General features: G+C 69.0%; 17 protein-coding genes. 11 read left to right on the forward strand and 6 right to left on the reverse strand.

Going from position 1 to position 17,534, the window contains the following annotated elements; translation table 11 throughout:
• Positions 1-261: 261 nt before the first annotated feature.
• The 6 genes from AS25_RS08695 to AS25_RS08720 all read left to right on the forward strand — a co-directional run bounded on the left by AS25_RS08695 (position 262) and on the right by AS25_RS08720 (position 5,433).
• Positions 262-1,086, forward strand: a complete 825-nt coding sequence (locus AS25_RS08695) for a Crp/Fnr family transcriptional regulator (RefSeq protein ID WP_084118103.1) — start codon at positions 262-264, stop codon at positions 1,084-1,086.
• Positions 1,087-1,201: 115 nt separating this feature from the next.
• Positions 1,202-1,441 carry a heavy-metal-associated domain-containing protein gene (locus AS25_RS08700; RefSeq protein ID WP_035964356.1) on the forward strand — a complete coding sequence of 80 codons (240 nt, stop codon included), beginning with the start codon at positions 1,202-1,204 and terminating at the stop codon, positions 1,439-1,441.
• Between the two features lie 213 nt (positions 1,442-1,654).
• Complete coding sequence (locus AS25_RS08705; RefSeq protein WP_035964358.1) at positions 1,655-3,583, forward strand: heavy metal translocating P-type ATPase; 1,929 nt, start codon at positions 1,655-1,657, stop codon at positions 3,581-3,583.
• Positions 3,584-3,697: 114 nt separating this feature from the next.
• The gene (locus tag AS25_RS08710; RefSeq protein ID WP_052160849.1) at positions 3,698-4,126 is read left to right on the forward strand and encodes a cupin domain-containing protein; all 429 of its coding nucleotides are present in this window, start codon (positions 3,698-3,700) and stop codon (positions 4,124-4,126) included.
• A gap of 44 nt (positions 4,127-4,170) precedes the next feature.
• The gene (locus tag AS25_RS08715) at positions 4,171-5,118 is read left to right on the forward strand and encodes an NADP-dependent oxidoreductase (RefSeq protein ID WP_052160850.1); all 948 of its coding nucleotides are present in this window, start codon (positions 4,171-4,173) and stop codon (positions 5,116-5,118) included.
• A gap of 120 nt (positions 5,119-5,238) precedes the next feature.
• Complete coding sequence (locus tag AS25_RS08720; RefSeq protein WP_035964360.1) at positions 5,239-5,433, forward strand: hypothetical protein; 195 nt, start codon at positions 5,239-5,241, stop codon at positions 5,431-5,433.
• 118 nt (positions 5,434-5,551) lie between these two features.
• Here AS25_RS08720 and AS25_RS08725 read toward each other — a convergent pair whose 3' ends face one another.
• A complete protein-coding gene (locus AS25_RS08725; protein WP_035964369.1) occupies positions 5,552-6,787 on the reverse strand; it encodes a cytochrome P450 in 1,236 nt (411 codons plus the stop codon).
• 210 nt (positions 6,788-6,997) lie between these two features.
• Here AS25_RS08725 and AS25_RS08730 point away from each other — a divergent pair, with 210 nt between their 5' ends.
• Complete coding sequence (locus AS25_RS08730) at positions 6,998-8,062, forward strand: 2,3-butanediol dehydrogenase (RefSeq protein ID WP_035964371.1); 1,065 nt, start codon at positions 6,998-7,000, stop codon at positions 8,060-8,062.
• A gap of 186 nt (positions 8,063-8,248) precedes the next feature.
• Here the strand turns inward: AS25_RS08730 and AS25_RS14260 are convergent, their stop codons facing one another.
• Positions 8,249-8,572 carry a transposase family protein gene (locus tag AS25_RS14260; protein ID WP_437123712.1) on the reverse strand — a complete coding sequence of 108 codons (324 nt, stop codon included), beginning with the start codon at positions 8,570-8,572 and terminating at the stop codon, positions 8,249-8,251.
• Here AS25_RS14260 and AS25_RS15290 point away from each other — a divergent pair.
• Positions 8,459-8,695, forward strand: coding sequence for a hypothetical protein (locus tag AS25_RS15290; RefSeq protein ID WP_253270531.1), 237 nt, complete (start codon positions 8,459-8,461; stop codon positions 8,693-8,695). The two genes, AS25_RS14260 and AS25_RS15290, sit on opposite strands and share 114 nt — an antisense overlap.
• A gap of 75 nt (positions 8,696-8,770) precedes the next feature.
• On the opposite strand, the gene AS25_RS08745 is transcribed toward AS25_RS15290, so the two are convergent.
• From AS25_RS08745 to AS25_RS08755, 3 genes are read right to left on the reverse strand one after another with little or no spacing between them, the layout of a single operon-like run.
• Positions 8,771-9,952 carry a DUF4097 family beta strand repeat-containing protein gene (locus tag AS25_RS08745; protein ID WP_156960943.1) on the reverse strand — a complete coding sequence of 394 codons (1,182 nt, stop codon included), beginning with the start codon at positions 9,950-9,952 and terminating at the stop codon, positions 8,771-8,773.
• An 8-nt stretch (positions 9,953-9,960) separates the two neighbouring features.
• Positions 9,961-10,617, reverse strand: a complete 657-nt coding sequence (locus tag AS25_RS08750) for a response regulator transcription factor (protein WP_035964377.1) — start codon at positions 10,615-10,617, stop codon at positions 9,961-9,963.
• Position 10,618: 1 nt separating this feature from the next.
• Positions 10,619-12,112 carry a sensor histidine kinase gene (locus AS25_RS08755; RefSeq protein ID WP_253270527.1) on the reverse strand — a complete coding sequence of 498 codons (1,494 nt, stop codon included), beginning with the start codon at positions 12,110-12,112 and terminating at the stop codon, positions 10,619-10,621.
• A 465-nt stretch (positions 12,113-12,577) separates the two neighbouring features.
• Between AS25_RS08755 and AS25_RS08760 the strand changes: the two genes are divergently transcribed.
• On the forward strand, positions 12,578-13,918 hold the full coding sequence (locus AS25_RS08760) for an acyltransferase family protein (protein ID WP_035964380.1): 1,341 nt from the start codon (positions 12,578-12,580) through the stop codon (positions 13,916-13,918).
• A gap of 177 nt (positions 13,919-14,095) precedes the next feature.
• On the opposite strand, the gene AS25_RS15045 is transcribed toward AS25_RS08760, so the two are convergent.
• The gene (locus AS25_RS15045; protein ID WP_052160852.1) at positions 14,096-16,612 is read right to left on the reverse strand and encodes an alpha/beta fold hydrolase; all 2,517 of its coding nucleotides are present in this window, start codon (positions 16,610-16,612) and stop codon (positions 14,096-14,098) included.
• Positions 16,613-16,773: 161 nt separating this feature from the next.
• Here AS25_RS15045 and AS25_RS08770 point away from each other — a divergent pair, with 161 nt between their 5' ends.
• A complete protein-coding gene (locus AS25_RS08770) occupies positions 16,774-17,316 on the forward strand; it encodes a phospholipase A2 family protein (protein WP_035964385.1) in 543 nt (180 codons plus the stop codon).
• A gap of 4 nt (positions 17,317-17,320) precedes the next feature.
• Entirely contained in the window at positions 17,321-17,527 is a 207-nt protein-coding gene (locus AS25_RS08775; protein WP_035964387.1) for a hypothetical protein, read from the forward strand.
• The last annotated feature ends 7 nt before the right edge of the window (positions 17,528-17,534 follow it).

A 17,534-nucleotide genomic window follows, 5' to 3' on the forward strand; every position in this document is an offset into this window, starting at 1 on the left:
TATAATTACCACCGCCCGCACACTGCCTGCGGCGAGAAGCCCCCGGCCTCACGCGTCCCGGCCCGTGTCAATAACGTCATGGCCTCTTACACCTAGGGAAGAAGCCATGTTGTTGACGCGTGCCGGGGTTCATGAAGCCGGGAAGCCGGTGGGGCGCCGAATGCTGTGGGCGTACGGTGGAATCAGAACGACGTGATCCGGTGATCAGGTGAGCGACCCATCCCTGGTACCGTCGCGCCCACTTGGCTAGAAGGGAACGGCATGAGCACCCCCTCCCACGGCGAGGACCTGCAGGGGTCGCCGGCGCGGATGTCCCCGGATGCTACCCCGGTGTCTGCTCGGCGGCGGATCCCGTTGCGGTCGACCTGCGCGCAGCCCCACGCCTGTCCGGCGCCGGTGCGGATGCGGGTGCTGTCCCGGACACCGATGTTCGCCGGGCTGGTCGAGGAGCAGCTGGCCGACATCGACCGGAGGATGACCTCCCTGTCCTGGGCTGAGGGGGACGCGCTCCACGTCGAGGGCGCACCGGCTGAGCACCTCTACCTCGTAGCCGCGGGACGGGCCAAGGCTTACCGGACCGCCCCGAATGGGCAAGAGGTCGTGGTGGAGCTACTGGGGCCGGGAGACCTGTTCGGCGGGCTGCGCACCCTCGGCCAGGAAGCCTACGCCGAGACTGTCGAGGCTTTGACCACCGTGTGCGCCCTGCGGATCGGCGACGATGCGTTCCGCCAGATCCTCGGCGAGCACCCAGAGGTGGGGCTGCGGGTGCTCGAGGACACCACAGCGCTGCTCGCCCAGGCCCGCGCCGACGTCACCCGGCAGTCCACGGGCACCGTGGCCGAGCGACTGGCGGCGGTCCTGCTGCGCCTGGCGGAGAAGTTCGGGGAGCCCGCCCGCGAGGGCGGGACCTTGATCGAGCTGCCGCTGTCGCGGGCGGATCTGGCGGGGATGACCGGGTCGACCCCGGAGTCCGTCTCCCGGGTGATGAGCCGGTGGCGCAAGGACGGTGTCATCGACGCCGGCCGCCGCTGGACTGCCGTGCGTGACCCGCGCTGGCTGGCGGAGATCGCCGGAGCGGAGGCCTGACCCCCGAGCTTCGCGGTTGATTGACGCCCGTCATGGTCCGAGGACCCGGTCCTTCGTAGGTTGGAGACACACCCGATGAGGTGAGTACTCCACAACAGGGAGAGGAACCATCACCATGACCACCACCACAGCCACCACCACTCACACGGTCCTGCGCGCCGAGGGCTTCTCCTGCCCCTCCTGCGTGGCCAAGATCGAGAAGCGCGTCGGGCGTCTGAAGGGCGTCGACGCGGTGAAGGTCCACTTCGCTTCGGCCCGCATCGAGGTCGACCACGACCCTGCCCACGTGAGTGTGGAGGACATCGTCGCCGCTGTTGCCAAGGCCGGCTACACCGCCCGCCCCGCCGCCTTCTGACCCGCCGCACCCACAGCCCGCGCCGCTGCCGGGACCTCCCCAGGAGGTCACGGCAGCGGCGCTCTTCGTTGCCCGCCGAGCCGGCGCTCATTGGCCCTTCCTGCGATCGTGCGGTTGATTGATCCCCGACATGTTCGGGTCCGTGGGCTGTGCGTAGCGTCGTGAACAAGCTCCCATCAGGGGCGAGAACGGTTACCAGGAAGGACGGACATCATGAACAGGGTGCAGAGGTGGATTTACGGCCGGTGGGCGATCCCCGCGGTTGCGGGGGTGCTGATCCTTGCCTCGTTCGCAGCGTCCGAGGTTGCTGGCTCGGTCCTGTGGGCGGATGTGCTCATGCTCGCCGCCGCCGTCGTCGCCGGCTACCAGATCGTGGTCAAGGCCGTGCGGGCGTTGGCCGCCCGCACGGTCGGGATCGACCTGCTGGTGGCGGTCGCCGCGATCGGGGCGGTCATCATCGGCAATTACTGGGAGGCCGCCGCGGTGACTTTCCTCTTCGCGGTCGGTCATGCCCTGGAGTCCACCACCCTGAACAAGACCCGCTCGGCGCTGGCCGAGCTCGTTGCGGTCGCCCCGGACACCGCCGTCGTACTCCGTGGCGGGGAACAGGTGGAGGTTCCGGCCGCGGATGTGGTGATGGGTGAGATCGTGCTGGTCAAGAACGGGGCCAAGGTTCCCGTCGACGGCCAGGTCGTGGCCGGCACCGGTGCCGTGGACGAGGCCTCCATCACCGGCGAGTCCATCCCGGTGGAGAAAGGTGAGGGCGATCAGGTCTTCGCCGGCACCGTCTCCCGCGGCGGGTTCCTGCAGGTGCTGGCCACTGGCATCGGTGCCGACACCACCTTGGCGCGGATCATCCACCGGGTGGAGGAGGCCCAGGACGCCAAGGCGGCCACCCAGGCGTTCATCGACCGGTTCTCCACCTGGTACACCCCCGCGATCATGGTCCTGGCCCTGGCTGCCGGGTTGATCACCGGGGACGTGGTGCTCGCCCTGACCCTGCTGGTCATCGGCTGCCCCGGTGCCCTGGTGATCTCCATCCCGGTCGCCATCGTGGCCGGCATCGGCCGCGCGGCCCGCAACGGCATCTTGATCAAGGGTGGGGAGTTCTTGGAGACCTCCGCGAAGATCACCGCCGTCGCCGTCGACAAGACCGGCACGCTCACCGAGGGCCGCCCGCAGTTGACCGACGTGGTCGTGCTGGACCCGGCGCTGGACCGCGCGGGCGTGCTGGGCTGGGCCGCGGCCGCGGAGGCTGGCTCCGAGCATCCCCTGGCCCGCCCGATCCTCGACGCCGCTGCGGCCGAGGGCGTGGGCGCCTCGGCGGTTCCCGAGGCGGTCGACCCGGTCCCGGGCAAGGGCATCGTGTCGACCACTGACGGGGTGCGGGTGCTGATCGGCAACGCCGCGTTGCTGGAGCAGTACGGCATCACCGACCCGAAGGCTGCAGCTGCGGCTCAGGAGCTGGCCGCGGCCGGGCGGACCCCGATGATCGTGGCCGTCGATGACGCCGTGGCCGGGGTGCTCGCCGTGGCCGACCAGGTCCGCTCCGACGCGGCCGAGATGGTTGCCCGGCTGCACGAGGCGGGGGTGGAGAAGGTCGTCATGCTCACCGGTGACGCCCCGCTGGTGGCCCAGGCCATCGGCCACGTCACCGGCGTCGACGAGGTGCGTGCCGGGCTGCTGCCCGAGGACAAGCTCGAGGCGGTGGCGGCGCTGCAGCAGGAGGGCCACGTGGTGGCCATGGTCGGTGACGGCGTCAATGACGCCCCCGCCCTGGCCACCGCGGACATCGGCGCGGCGATGGGTGCGGCCGGCTCGGCCGTGGCCGTGGAGACCGCCGACATCGCCCTGATGGGCGACAACCTGCTGAAGCTGCCCGAAGCGATCGGGCTGGCCAAGCGCACCGTGACCGTGATGCATCAGAACATCACCGTCGCCCTGATCACGGTGGTGCTGCTGCTGGCCGGGGTCTTCGCCGGCGGGGTCACGATGTCGATCGGGATGCTCGTCCACGAGGCTTCTGTGCTCGTCGTGATCGCCAACGCCATGCGCCTGCTGCGCCGCACCCAGGACACCACCCCCACCCGCACCACCACACCGGCCGTCCCGACCACGAACCGGGTGACCTCCCGGTCCTAGGACACCACCGTGGCGGGCGGCCCCACCCCAGGACCGCCCGCCACGGGGCGGAACGCACCACCAGTCCTGCCCAGCCCCGGGCAGAAAAACCACCATCACTGCAGGAGGAACATCATGAGCGCGCAAGAGCACTTCACCATCGAGGGCAACATTGAGCACTTCACCATCGCCGACATCGCCGGCCGCAACCCCGACTTCCGCCGGGTGCTGTGGACCGGCCAACACTCCCAGATCGTGATCATGACCATCCCCGCCGGTGGTGAGATCGGTGAGGAGGTTCACGAGCACACCGATCAGATCCTCACCTTCGTCGCCGGCACCGGGGAAGCCGACCTGAACGGGCACACGCATCCGATCGAGGCCGGTGACCAGTGCGCGGTCCCGGCCGGGGCCCGGCACAACTTCCGCAACACCGGGGATGAGCCCCTGGTGCTCTACACCGTCTACAGCCCACCCGAGCACGCCGCCGAAGCCGCCTACGCCACCAAGGAGGAGGCGGACGCGGCCGAGGCCGCCGGCCGGGACGAATCCCCGACCACCTGAGCCCGCACCCGTCCACACCTTCTAGAGAAGAAACGAGGAAGACCATGTCCACGGTCTACGTGTTCACCGACTTCGGCGGTCCTGAGACCCAACAGCTCCTCGATCGGCCCGCCCCGCAGCCTGGCCCGGGCGAGCTGGCCGTGGAGGTTCGGGCCGCCGGGGTGAACCCCGTCGACTGGAAGATCCGCTCCGGGGCACTGGGGCGGGACCGGGAGCTGCCGGCCCCGATGGGCCGGGAGGTCTCCGGCGTCGTGACCGATCTCGGGGAAGGCGTGGAGGGTTTCGCGGTCGGTGACGAGGTCCTCGGCCCCGTCGCCGACGGCCACGGCGGGTTCGCCGAGCACACCCTCGTGCGGGCGGCCGAGGCGGTGGCCAAGCCCGAGGAGATCTCCTTCGCCGACGCGGCGACCATCCCGGTGGCTGCGGCCACCGCCTATGACGCCACCCACCAGATCGAACTCGACCCCGGCCAGAGGCTGCTGATCCTCGGCGCCGGCGGCGGGGTGGGACTGATGGCCGCCCAGATCGGGTCCGTCCACCAGTTCACCGTCATCGGGGTCGCCAGCCAGTCCAAGCGCAAGATCGTCGAATCCACTGGGGCGACCTTCGTTCCCTCCGGGAAGGGCGTGGCCGACCGCGTCCGCGAGGTCGCCCCCGAGGGGGTGGACCTTATCGTCGACCTCGTCGGAGGTGAGGCCCTGCGCGAGGTTGTTGGTCTGGTTGCCGATCCGACCAGGATCATCTCCGCGGCCGACGCCACGACCGCCACAGAACTGGGCGGGGCGGCACTGGAACGCACCCAGGAGGCGATGGAAAAGATCACCGAGGTCATCGAATACGGACTCGTCGATCCCCACGTCACCGCCTGCTACCCCCTGACAGAAGCAGGACGGGCGATCGCCGAGGTCGAGACCGGCCACGCCACCGGCAAGATCGTCCTCGAACCCACCCCGTGTGCTGATCCTGGGCACGCCCGGAGCCTCGTGCGGTGAGAACAAGGGCGCCAGTGTGGCGGCCCCAGCCCATTGACGGGGGCCGCCACACCAGCACCTGTCGAACCATCTTGAGGCGGGGCGCGAGAGAGCCGGTCTAACATACGGAAGGAACATCCCATGCGCCAGAAGACCAGTCCGACCACGAGCCCCCGCATCGCCACGGCGACGCGCACCAGCGTCGAACCCGTCCAGCTCCAGCAGCTGATCAAGAACGCGGAAACAGCCGCCGCCCAGTACGACCGGGACGAAGCGAGGGTCGAAGGGTGGGCACGCGATTCCTTCCCCGCCTCCGACCCGCCCCAGAACTACTAGACCCCAGGGGTTGACTGCTCGGGCGTCCCGAGGAGCTACGGGTGCTCGGCCCCGGCCGGGGAGAGGCAGATGCCTCCACCCCGACACAGGGTCGGTGTTCCCGCCAGGGCGGGAGGCGTCACCGCAGGCGCAGCGGGGCGGTGGCGAAACCGCCGACCGGTGGCAGTTCGCGTTGCCGCGGCCGGTCCGGGTCGGGTTCGATCGCGGCCGTCGCCGCCAGGGCGGCGCGGGTCAGTGCCCGCAGCTCGAGGGTCGCCAGGGGCCTGCCGGGGCACACATGCTTGCCGATCCCGTACACCAGGTTGTACGGGGCGTTGCCGACCGGGTCGAACGCCTCCGGGTCGCCGAAGATCCGCGGGTCACGGTTGGCGGAGGTCCAGTTCAGGAGCACCCGGTTACCAGCGGCCAGTTCTCGACCACCGACTGTGACGGGTTCCGTCGTGATGCGGCGGTTGGCGACGAACGGGTCGTCGATCCGCAGGATCTCGTCGAGGATCGCGTCGAACTCCCGGTCGGACACCTCCGAACGCAGCCGGTCCTGCAACTCGGGATGGTCGGCCAGATAAGTCAGTACCACGCCGGTGCACAACGCCATTGATCCCAGGTCCCCGCCGGTCCAATTGCGCAGGATCGAGACGATCTCCTCGTCGGTGAGCTCCCGCCCATCAACCCGGGCACGCACGAGCTCGGTGGTCACGTCATCGGGCGCGTCGTCGCCGGCCTCACGGCGGACGTCGGTCAGGGACCGGATGATGGCGTCGAAGCGCTGGGCGACCTCCGCGGTGCGAGAAGCGTCTCGGGAGCGGGTGGCGGCATGGTTGTCCTGCATCCACTGCAGCAGATCCTCCTCCAGGCCTGCAGGCCACCCCAGCCAGGCCGTCTGTGCCCGCACCGCGAAGCGGGAGCCGATCTCGACGGCGTCGATCGGGCTGGGGACCTCGAGCTGGCCCACCAGGTCGGTGGCGACCCGCTGCACCACCGGCTCCAGGGCGCTCATCCGCTCAGGGGTGAAGTACCGCTCCACGAGGGCGCGGAAGGCCGTGTGGGTAGGACCGTCAAGACCGTTGGGCACCTGGAGGTGACGGGAGACCGCGTTGGAGAAGCTCTCGTGGTCCAGCGCGGCGGCGGTGACGTCAGCGTGGGTGAACAGCGTCCAAGCACCACTGGTGTCGCGGGCTACGGGACAGCGTGAGCGCAGCTCGTCGTAGGCGGCCACGGGGTTGCGACGGACCTGCGGGCCCCGCGGGTTCCAATCGGACTGGACGGGATCCGTGGCAGGCTCCGGCGCCACCACGGGACCAGTGACCGGGTCCGTGTCGGGGATGATCTCGTCGCTCGGCATGTGCTCCGTCATGCTTCCATCCTGGCATGGGCCATCTGAGTCAGGAACTCCCTCCCAGTACATGTGAGGCAGTTCACTGGGCAACTACACCTTTCGGCTACCTCAGGGACTCTCCTCCTGCCAAACCCAGGATGCTTCACTACAACCATGTCTCAGCCTGGAGGGCTTACCGGATTCCGTGCCAGTGGCTACGTTGGAGTGGGACCTCGGAAGGAGAGTGCGATGAAGGCAGTTCTGTTTTACGGCAAGGAAGACCTGCGCATTGAGCAGATCGAGGAGCCTCAGCTACGGCCGGGCACGGTGAAGATCAAGCCTGCATACAACGGAATCTGCGGCAGTGATCTGCACCTGTACGAGGACGGGCCGATTCCACCGGCTCCAACAGCCGAGAAGCCGCATCCCATCTCCGGTGAAACCCTCCCCGTGGTCCTGGGCCATGAGTTCTCGGGAGTGGTGGAAGAGCTCGGGGATGACGTTGAGGGTTTGTCGGTTGGTGATTCTGTGGTGGTGGAACCGCTGATGGTGGACGGGACGTGTCCGGCTTGCCAGAAGGGTGCCTACAACCTCTGCGAGAAAATGGGCTTTATCGGCATTTCCGGCCGCGGTGGCGGGCTCAGTGAGCACATCGTCGTCGAGCGGTGCTGGGTGCACCCTGTCGGTGAGATGCCTCTGGATCAGGCCGCGATGATCGAGCCGTTGTCTGTGGCCGTTCACACGGTCAAGCACGCTAGGGCTCAAAGCGGTCAGACTGCGGTCATCGGTGGGGCCGGACCGATCGGCCTGCTCGTGGCTGCCGTCTTGAAAGCCCAGGGCGTGAAGACCATCGTCAGTGAGGTGTCGAAGGGTCGCTGTGAGATGGCCGCTTCGACCGGGGTCGCCGACGTTGTCGTTGACCCCACGAGTGAGGATTTGAATGCAGTGGTCGCCTCCCACACCGGTGGGGCTGGGGCTGAGTTGGCGTTCGACGCCGCAGGTGTTGGTGTTGTGATGGACCAGCTGCTGGAGGTGCTGGGCGCCGGAGGGCGGCTGGAAGTCGTGGCAATCCACTCGAAGCCGGTTCAACTCGATATCACGGCGCAGTTGACCATGCAGGACCGCGAGATGGGCAGCTCGGTCGGATACGCGAATGATCACGCTGATGCGATCGAGCTGGTCCAAAGAGGCAAGGTGAACCTGGAACCGTTCATCACCAGCCGCATCCGCGCGGACCAGATCATCGAGGAAGGATTCAAGCGGCTCATCACGAACAAAGACAGCGAGGTAAAGATCCTGGTCTCGATGAGCTAATCAGGGCCGCGGCAAAATCGTGTCTTACTACTACAGCCGCGCGCGTGAAGGGGTTAGTCCCGGGGACCGTAGGCCCATCAGGTGACATGTGATCTGACATGTTCACGGAGGGGCGGGGATATGGAGAGGTACCCGGGATGAAGGTCGGATGGGCAGCCTGCAAGGAAAGTCTTTACATAAGGCCGGTTATCGGCCCCGAGGCGGGGGCCTTTGAAGGGGGGTGTGCACCCCGATCCCAGCCCCTTGATAACCCATGTCGGCTAAAGTCGGCAAACCCTTAGCGGCGACCGGGTACGGGGCGCCCAAGCAGTGGGCCCGGGCTGCGGTGATGTCGTGGGTGGAGCCGGGTTCTACCGGGGAGGTCCACAGCGGGAAGCCGGTGGAGTCGGCGATGACTTGGACATTATCGCCGAATCTCTTGTGCTTACCCGAGTACCAGGCGTGATCACCGGCCTCCGTCCGTTCGGCGACCCGATCGGTGGGAATCAACGTGCCCCCCTCAAGCGTCACGTAGGGCAGATGATCGTCCTGTGCCTTGGCCAGAGCCTCGTGCAGCTCGGTGCCTGGGCGGCCGCCTTCACCCAGCAGGATGTCACCAACCACGACCGCGCCGGCACGTGGAAACGCCCATGAAAAACCCCGCGCCCACCTGGTCAGCGGTGACGCGGGGCGTCCGCTCCCGGACCCGTACGCCCGGGAGTGAGAGTCTCAGTTCCCGCCGGCGGGGGACGGTGTGGCGGATCCCGTGGGGGATGCCGTGGCCGCATCCGTTGCACGGTCGATGTGCTGTTTCGACTCCGTCGCCCGCTCGGAAGACCGAGGCGCCTCCCCGTACTCGCGGGCCACTTCGTCCCACCCCTGGCTCCACTCCCGCATGTAGGAGTAGTCATTGACGCCCACCGGCGTACCCGACACGAACAAGCACGGCCGGCCCTCGGGGGCTGCGGCGCACACCGTGTCCGCGCTGACCTCGGACGGCTGCGCGGCGTCGTCGCCCGTAGAGTCCGGAGAGGTGGGCGCACCCGAGGAACGAGCCCCACCCGGCCGTTCGTTGGACCCCGGCGTCGTGGTCACGGGGTGCCGCGGGTCCGCGACGTCGCGCTGGCTGTCCTGCGGGTACCAGTAGTCGGCGGCGGGCATCGAGATCCCGTAAACCCCGCTGGTCGCGGTGACCGAGGTGCGCTGAGGAGCCGGGCCCCGCACGTTCACGAGCGCCCCACCCTGGTTGGTGTGTGCGTCCAACCGGTTCTTCACGCTGACCCCGTCCAGGAGCACCTGACCCGTGGTGGCGTGGGCGTCGAACACAGCGGCCTCCACGTCCGTGGCGCTGATGGACCCCAGATCGGTCCTCGCCCGCACGTCCCGATACGTGCCGTTCACGTGCACCGCTCCCGTGCCGCTCTTGAGGTCAAGCGAGGTGCGCGGGCCGTCCTGAGGAACGGTGATACTGACGCTCTGCACGCCGGAACCCCATTGAGAGGGCCGGCCGGGCATATCCAGCTGCAGCACGCCGTCGCGAACGGATGGGATGACGCCGCGCTCGGACAAGGACCATCCGGATTCGTGCCACTGCACTTGGACACGATCAACGGTCGGGCTCGTGTTCACGCTGACCATGCCCGAGGGGGCGTCGATCCGGATCCGTTCCACGTCCGACGACGCCGTCCACGAACCGTCCCGCTCCTGCGTCATGGCCACCGCGGTGGCGGTTCCGGCCCCGCCGAGCAGCAGGGCGAGGGCACCCACACCGCCCACCACGGCGGTCGCGGTGTTCCAGGCGCGGCGCTCACCGCGCCCCACGGGACGGTCGTTCCGAGGATCAGGCAGGTCCCGGGGGCCGGCTGCGTTGTGAGGATCGGGCGTGGGATGCGAGGGATTCTGATTGCTCATGAGATGTCCTAAAGAGAGTGGTCCGAATAGCCCAGGTACTTGAGAACGGCCAGAACCCTGCGGTTGCCGGTCTCGGAGGTGACGCCCAGCTTGGCGAAGATCGAGCCGATGTGTTTCTCCACGGCCGATTCGGTGAGGTAGAGGTTCGTGGCAATGGATGCGTTGGACAGCCCCTGCGCCATGAGCGACAGGACCTCACGTTCGCGCGGTGACAGCAGTTCCATGTCCTCCCGGCGCCGCGAGCGCACCAGGATCTGGGTGAGCACCTCCGGGTCCAGCACGGTCCCGCCCGAGCCCACGGTCTGCACGGATTCCAGGAACTGGTCCACGTCCGCCACGCGGTCCTTGAGCAGGTAGCCCAGCCCCTCCCGGCGGGACGCAATGAGCTCGGACGCGTAGCGCTCCTCCACATACTGGGACAGCACCAGCACGGCCACGCCGGGGTGGCTCGAGCGGATCAGCACCGCGGCGCGGATCCCCTCGTCGGTGAAGGTGGGTGGCAGTCGCACGTCCACGAGCGCGAAGTCCGGCCGGTGCTCCTCCACGGCCCGCACGAGTCCCTCGGCGGTGTCCGTCTCGGCCACGATCTCGTGCCCCGCGTCCGTGAGCAGGCGGACCAGTCCGGCGCGCAGCAGCACGGCGTCCTCGGCGATCACGATGCGCATCTCAGTTCCCCCGTCCGTGCTGCCCGGCGGGCGACGACGCCGCTCCGCCCGTTCCCGCCCCCGCCGCACCGTGCGCGGTCGGACCGGTTCCGGGCGCGGCGTGGACCCCGCCGACGTGGCCGGGGTGAGGGGTGTAGGCGGTGCCGGACGCGCGCGGGGCGCTGTGCGTCGTCGTCGGAGGAACACCCGTGAGGGGCAGCTCCACGATGACCTCGGTGGGCCCGCCTGCGGGCGAGTTCACGAAGAACCTGCCCCCGGCCGAGCGGATCCGGTCCTGGATCCCGGAGAGCCCGCCCCCGGGGACCACGTGGGCGCCGCCGCGGCCGAAGTCGCGCACACCGGCGACCACGATGTTCGTGCCCGGTGCGGCGCCGTCCTGGATGGACACTGCGACGTCCGCAGAGCGCGCCCCCGAGTACTTGATCGCGTTGCTGAGGCTCTCGGAGACCGCGAAGTAGATGGCCGCCTCCGTGCGCGGCTGCAACCGGGGGACGTTCACGGAGACATCCACGGGGAAGGGTGCCTGGGCGGCGACGGCGGACAGAGCGGCGTCGAGCCCCCGATCCTCCAGCACGGCGGGGTGGAACCCGCGGGCAAGCCGACGCAGCTCGGTGATCGCGGCCTTGGTGGTGCTGTGCGCCTCCGCCACGAGCTCCTTGGCCGCGGCGGGATCCGTGTCGATGCGCGAACCGGCCATCGAGAGGTTCATGGCGACCGAGACCAACTGGGGCTGGACGCCGTCGTGCAGATCGCGTTCGATGCGCGAGCGCTCGGTCTCCGCACCGCGTACCGCGGACTCCTTGGCGGCGGTCTCGTACTCGGCGAGGCGCTGCAGCTCGTCCGCTTCACGGCGCAGTCGCGCGGCCTCGCTCAGCCGCAACAGCCCAGCGGACAGACCGCGGTGAGCCAAGGTGAGCAGCACCGCGAGCATGATGCTCAGCAGCACGCCTGCGACACCCAGCATCGGGAGCGTCCAGCGCGGGGTGCTCTGCAGCGCGGGCCACAGCACCGAGGATTCGGGGGCGAACCACGGCGCGAAGGTCAGCACGAGGGCCGCGCTACCCACCACGAAGGGCAACAGCATGAGCCAGCCCAGCGCGCACGTGAGCGCCACGTGGAGCATGCCGAGCCACAGGGACCCGTCGCTCGCGTCCAGCCACCACTGGTGCGGGACCCGCACCCAGTCGGTATACGGGCTGCGGCGGCGCTGGGGGTCCCGGATGTCCAGGCCGAACGACGACGCCGAACGCCTGCGTTCCAGCCACACCGCCCCCATCATCACGTACACGGTCGCGGCGAGGATCAGCACGCCCAGGCCCAGCGCCGGAACGGTTGCGGCTCCCACCGCGAGGAACGTGAAGATCACGACGAGCAGCACGGTGTTGAGCACCGAGTCCACCACGAGGTCCAGGGTCCCGAAGAACAGGGTTTTGAGGGAGAAGGTCCGCCACTCGCGGGGAGCGATGTGCGGCCCTTCCGGTGCCGGGCGTGCCACGGAGGCGGCCCGCGGGGGTTCCGGGCGCCCGGGAGGCGGCAGGGTCCGGGTGGTCTCAGTGTCTGCGGGTGAGGATCCGGCGGACGGAAGCGGCCGGGTGAGTTCGGTGTCCGAATGGATGGGCTCTGTGGCTTCCCACGGTGGTGTGGGATTCGAGGCTGGTGTGCTCATGGCCTCCACGCTACGGACACCCCCGTGGATCCCGCGCCAGAGCTGGCCACCGAGTCGGGGTGGGGTTTTCCGCACCCCCGGGTTGCGGGATGTGGTCTGCGGGGCGCCTGCTACGTGTTGCGGGGTGGGTGCTGCAGGGTGCCTGCTACGTGCTGCGGGGTGCGGCGTCCGTTCCGCGAGTGCGCGTCTCGTGAGGCGCCAGGTGCGTCCCATCCTGGTGCCGCGGCGGCGCGGATGATCCACATGTGCGCGCCCGCCCGGGGTTCCGCGTTCGCGCGCCCTACAGTGTGTGCCATGAACGACGACGTCCGCGCCCTCGGGCGGCCCACCGCCGTTTCCGTCCCCGCGGGGGACTTCCAACGCGACCCCGCCGTGGACGTCGCCCGCGTGGGGTGCGTGATCACCGTGGTGTGCAGTCACATCCTCATGGTCACCCTCACGGCGGATCCCGCCACCGGGGAGATCCGCTCTGTCCTGGTCCCCACCCAGCAGTCCTGGTACTGGTGGGCCACGTGGTTCCTGCAGATCATGCCCCTGTTCTTCGTGGTGGGCGGGACGGCCACGGTGGGGGCGTGGCGGCGTCGTCGGGCCCGGGCAATGGCGCGGGGCGAGTACGTGCGGGAACGCACGCTGCGGCTGATCCAACCCGCGGCCGTGCTGTGGTGTGTGCTCGCCCTCGGCGCGGGGACCGCGGTGGCCGCGGGGGTCGGGATCGAGCTCGTGACGTTCGCGCTGTCCGGTGTGGGGATGGCGTTGTGGTTCCTGGCGGCCTACCTCATCTGCCAGGGATTGGCGCCGCTGTTCGTGGACCTGCACGAACGCATGGGGTGGGTGTGGTGCTGGTTCCTGTTCTCGTGCGCGGTGGCCGTGGACCTGCTGCGCCTGGCCACCGAGTGGCAGTGGCTGGGGCTGCTCAACATGGTGTTCGTGTGGCCGCTCATCCAGCAGTTCGGCTTCTTCCGTGCGGACGGGTGGTTCGCGGCGCGGCGTCGAGCGGTGCTCGTGGCGCTCGCCGCGGGATGCTACGCCGTGTCCGGGGTGTGCGTGGCCTCCGGGTCCTACGCTCCGGACATGCTCACCAACCTCAATCCGCCCACGGTGTGCATGGTGCTGCTGGGCTTCGCTCAGGCGTGCCTGCTGGAGGTGTTCTCCCCACTGCTGCGGTGGGCCATGCACTCCCGGGTGGTCCGCGCGGTGGTGTACGTGGTGGGCACGCGAGCACTGACCATCTACCTGTGGCACCTGCCCGTGGTGGTGGCGGTCATGGCGGTGGGGTTCTTCGCCGTGGGCTACGACCCCGTCCCCGGTTCCGCCGACTGGTGGTGGCTGCGGATTCCCTTGACCGTCCTGTGTTGGGCGGTGGTGCTCGTGGTGGCCACGGTATTGCGGCGGCTCGAGTCCTCATCCACGGCACCGTGGGGCGCCCGCCCCATCCGGTTGTCCAATACCGCCGTGGTCGTGGCACTCGTGTGTGCCGTGGTGCCGCCGTTGTGGGAGATCGTCACACTGCTCACGGTGCCGTTGACGGTGGCCGGCGCCGTGGGAGCGGTGGCCGCGGTGGTGCTGCTGCGCAGTGGCCGCGTCCCCTTGCGGGCCGAGCGGGCCGAGACAGCGCCCACTTCCCAGGCCCGCTGAGGCCACACGGCTTTAGCGCTGGACACTGTGAGGCACGCTGAGGCCACGCGGCGAATTGTGGGCAGGCGGAGGCCACATGGGGTGGAGTGAAGTGGCTTCCACGCGACCAGAAATTACGCCATGGCCTCGGAGGGCCTGAGAGTTACGCCTCGGCACGGGAGCCCCGCCGGAAGAGGCTCACCCCTCCCGCGGATCCCCCAGGTGGTCGATGACCAGTTCGAACAACCGCGGGACCACCATGGGGTGCACCTGGTGGCCCATCCCGGGGATCCGGACGAAGCGCGCATGGGGGATGACCTCGGCCGTGGCGGGGCCGCCGTCCGGGCGCACGATCTTGTCCTTGTCCCCGTGGATCACCAGCGTGGGGGCGGTGATCCGGGACAGCACCTCCGTGCGGTCCCCGGATGAGCGGATCGCCCCGATCTGACGGCGCATCGCCTCGGCCTCACCTCGCGGATCCAGGCTGCGGTCCCAGTGGGTTGCGGCGAGTTGACGTTCGTACGCCACGTCCACGGGGAACCCCGGACCGGCCAGGTGGTGGGACATGACCAGTCGCCCCCGGATGTACATGTCCCGGGTCTTCGCCCCGGGGAACATGAGCAACGCCGCGGTGGAGGTCGCGGCCGTCCCCACGGACGGATTGCCCGTGGTGGAGCACAGGGAAATGAGTCGCCGCACCAGCTCGGGGTGGTGGCCCGCCAACGACTGGGCGATCATCCCACCGAGTGAGAACCCCATGACATCCGCTCGCTCGACCCCCAGCGCCCGTAGGGTGTCCGCGACGTCCTCGGACATGTCCTCCACGGAGTACTGCCCCTCCGGCAGGGGCCCGCGCAGCAACCGGCGGGCCGAAGGGGGCGTGGAGGTCACCCGGAAGGAACGGCCCACGTCCCGGTTGTCCAGGCGGATCACCCGGTACCCGCGATCCGCGAGGGCATGGACGAAGGACATGGGCCACGTGGCCAGGTCGAACGCGAGCCCGGTGATCAACACGAGCGGCGCCCCGTCGGACGGCCCGTCCAGGCGCACGCAGATGAAGCGGTCATCATCCAACCGCACCGTGCGTTCCTCACCGCTCTCACCGGGGCCCGTGAGCAGGGCGGGCAGCTGCTCGGGAACGGGAGCGGCGGCGTCGTCGAACCGCAGGAATCGATCCACGACCGGCTTACGCAACAACTGACGCCGGTCATCGAAGTAGTTCATGGCCATCCGCCACGGCGCCGTGTCCCCCTGGCGGGGCAGCTGGTCGAGGGAGCGTTGGACGTAGCCGGCGTCGAAGTCCAGCAACGGGCGCGTGCGCAGACCCTCGGGTGCGACCGGGCGCACGGACGCCGCGCCCACGGAGTCCGTGTGCGCGATCAACCGGGACAGCCAGTCCGCCACGAGTCCGATCTTCAGCGTCCACGACCCGTTCGTGTACCCAATCGCGAAGGCCAGGTTGGGCACGTCGCTCAGCATGGCGCCGCGGTAGGCGATCCGCTCGGGGAGGTTCACGGGTCGCCCGTCCACGCTCAAGCGCGCGCCGCCGAACATGAGCAGGTCGAAGCCCGTGGCGCTCACGACGACGTCCGCCGCCACCCGCCGCCCGTCCGTCAGGACGAGGCCGTCCGCGTCGAAACGGTCGATGCCCGCGGTCACGATATGGGCGTTGGGTTCGTGCAACGCGGCGAAGAAATCCCCGTTGGGCGCCACGCACAGCCGTTGGTCCCACGGGTCGTACGGCGGGGTGAAGTGCTCCCGGACGGAGACGTCCGCAGGGAGGCGACGGCGGTTCACGGCCGCGATTCCCGCTCGCACCACGCGCGGCGCGGCCTTGCTCGCCACCCACAGTGCTCTCTGCCCCGCGGCCATGAGCGGGCGCAGCACTCGCGCCGCCCGTGCCCTGCCGAGCGCCATGAACAGCACCTTCTCGGCCACGCCGGGGGAGGGTAGGGGCAGGATGTACGACGGCGTCCGCTGCACCATCGTGGTCTCGGCACCCCGCGTGACGAGCTCGGGCAGCAGGGTCACCGCGGTGGCCCCGCTGCCGATCACGGCGACCTTCTTGCCCCGGACGTCCAGGTCCTCGGGCCAGAACTGGGGATGCACGAGCTGGCCCCTGAACCCCTCGACCCCCGCGAAGTCCGGGATGTGGGGACGGTCGTAGCCGTAGTACCCGGTGGCCACGAACACCCACGTGGCGGTGATCGGCTGGGTCTCGCCGGTGCCGATGGGTTCGGGCCGCGGGCCATCAACCGAGTGCCCGGGTGCGCCGCCGCCGACGTCGCTCGGAGCCGCCCCCGCGCGGGGTTCGGGTGGCGCGGTGCGCTCGACCGTCACGGTCCAGTGGCTGGTCCCGGAGGACCAATCCGCGGCGGTGACGCGCCGGTGGTAGTGGATGAGCTTGTCAACCCCGGAGGCGCGAGCGGTGTCGCGGATGTAGTCCAGGATCGCGGAGCCCTCCGCGATGGGGTTCTGTCGGGTCCACGGGCGGAAGTCGTAGCCGTAGGTGTAGAGGTCCGAGTCGGAGCGGACCCCCGGGTATCGGAAGAGATCCCACGTGCCACCGGAGTTCCCGCGGGACTCGAGCACCGTGATGCTCTTGCCGGGATGTTCGTGGCGGAGTTTGCAGGCCGCCCCGATCCCGCTGAGGCCGGCCCCGATGATCAGGATGTCGGTGTGCTCGGGCAGCGCTGCGCCGGCGTGCTCGCTCATGGATTCATCGTATGGTCCTCGCGGGCACCGCACGCGCTACCCCGGGAAAGTGGCCGGATGGCCATTGTCCGTGGACCATGGGGTTCCTAGGCTGGGGTCCACATCATCGCCCACGCGAAAGAATCGACATGGATGCCGTAGGTGGGATGGTCCGCAGGACAGTGGGAATCACGCTCCTTGCCCTGCTGTTCCTCGCCCTGTTCGTGACGAATTCCTTCGCATCGGAGCCGGTGTCCAGGACGAGTGCGCAACCGGTGACCACGACAACGGCGGAATCGATGGGGATATCCGCATCCGAATACGCCCGGATCGTGCGAGCAGCCAACGCCGCGGGCATCAGCGAGACGCAGGTCGCCGCGGACATCGACTACGCGACCCGGACCATGACACTCCACCGCTTCCCCGGGGTGGTGAGCATGAGAGCCTCGGCCCAGGTCAACGGCTGTTCGAACCCCGTGCCCGGCCATGGCTACCAGAACGCGCTGTTCAACGCCGACTGCAACGCCCACGACGTGTGCTACTTGGCCGAGGGCGACGCTGGCCGCTCCCGCGCGCAATGCGACAGCGAATTCCGCAATGCCATGAATGCCACCTGCACACGCACCTACGTGAGCACGGGCATCGAACACAAGCGCTGCATCGGCACCGCCAGTTATTACTACTGGATGGTCAGGGCATTCGGCGCACCCTATTTCAAGGGATAGGACCATGAAGAAATTCAAGGGAGAAATCATCCTCGCCGTCAGTGGCGCAGTCTTGATTCTGTGTGCCTGGGTGTCCTACGTGAGCGCTTCCTGGTTCCCGGAGGCCACCCTGTCGTCCCCGGCCATCCCCTTCTTCCTGCTGATCCTGGCCGGCACCGTGTTCGTGTTGTGCGCCGCCAGCGGGATCGGAAAGCTCATCAATAAGGACTGAGGGCGGG

It is taken from the genome of Kocuria marina (genome assembly GCF_000786655.1).
In the GTDB taxonomy this organism is placed as follows: domain Bacteria; phylum Actinomycetota; class Actinomycetes; order Actinomycetales; family Micrococcaceae; genus Kocuria; species Kocuria marina_A.

Coding starts and splice junctions, on each gene's coding strand:
- AS25_RS08695 (WP_084118103.1), top strand. CDS start 262: ATGAGCACCCCCTCCCACGGCGAGGACCTGCAGGGGTCGCCGGCGCGG.
- AS25_RS08700 (WP_035964356.1), top strand. CDS start 1,202: ATGACCACCACCACAGCCACCACCACTCACACGGTCCTGCGCGCCGAG.
- AS25_RS08705 (WP_035964358.1), top strand. CDS start 1,655: ATGAACAGGGTGCAGAGGTGGATTTACGGCCGGTGGGCGATCCCCGCG.
- AS25_RS08710 (WP_052160849.1), top strand. CDS start 3,698: ATGAGCGCGCAAGAGCACTTCACCATCGAGGGCAACATTGAGCACTTC.
- AS25_RS08715 (WP_052160850.1), top strand. CDS start 4,171: ATGTCCACGGTCTACGTGTTCACCGACTTCGGCGGTCCTGAGACCCAA.
- AS25_RS08720 (WP_035964360.1), top strand. CDS start 5,239: ATGCGCCAGAAGACCAGTCCGACCACGAGCCCCCGCATCGCCACGGCG.
- AS25_RS08725 (WP_035964369.1), bottom strand. CDS start 6,787: ATGACGGAGCACATGCCGAGCGACGAGATCATCCCCGACACGGACCCG.
- AS25_RS08730 (WP_035964371.1), top strand. CDS start 6,998: ATGAAGGCAGTTCTGTTTTACGGCAAGGAAGACCTGCGCATTGAGCAG.
- AS25_RS08745 (WP_156960943.1), bottom strand. CDS start 9,952: ATGAGCAATCAGAATCCCTCGCATCCCACGCCCGATCCTCACAACGCA.
- AS25_RS08750 (WP_035964377.1), bottom strand. CDS start 10,617: ATGCGCATCGTGATCGCCGAGGACGCCGTGCTGCTGCGCGCCGGACTG.
- AS25_RS08760 (WP_035964380.1), top strand. CDS start 12,578: ATGAACGACGACGTCCGCGCCCTCGGGCGGCCCACCGCCGTTTCCGTC.
- AS25_RS15045 (WP_052160852.1), bottom strand. CDS start 16,612: ATGAGCGAGCACGCCGGCGCAGCGCTGCCCGAGCACACCGACATCCTG.
- AS25_RS08775 (WP_035964387.1), top strand. CDS start 17,321: ATGAAGAAATTCAAGGGAGAAATCATCCTCGCCGTCAGTGGCGCAGTC.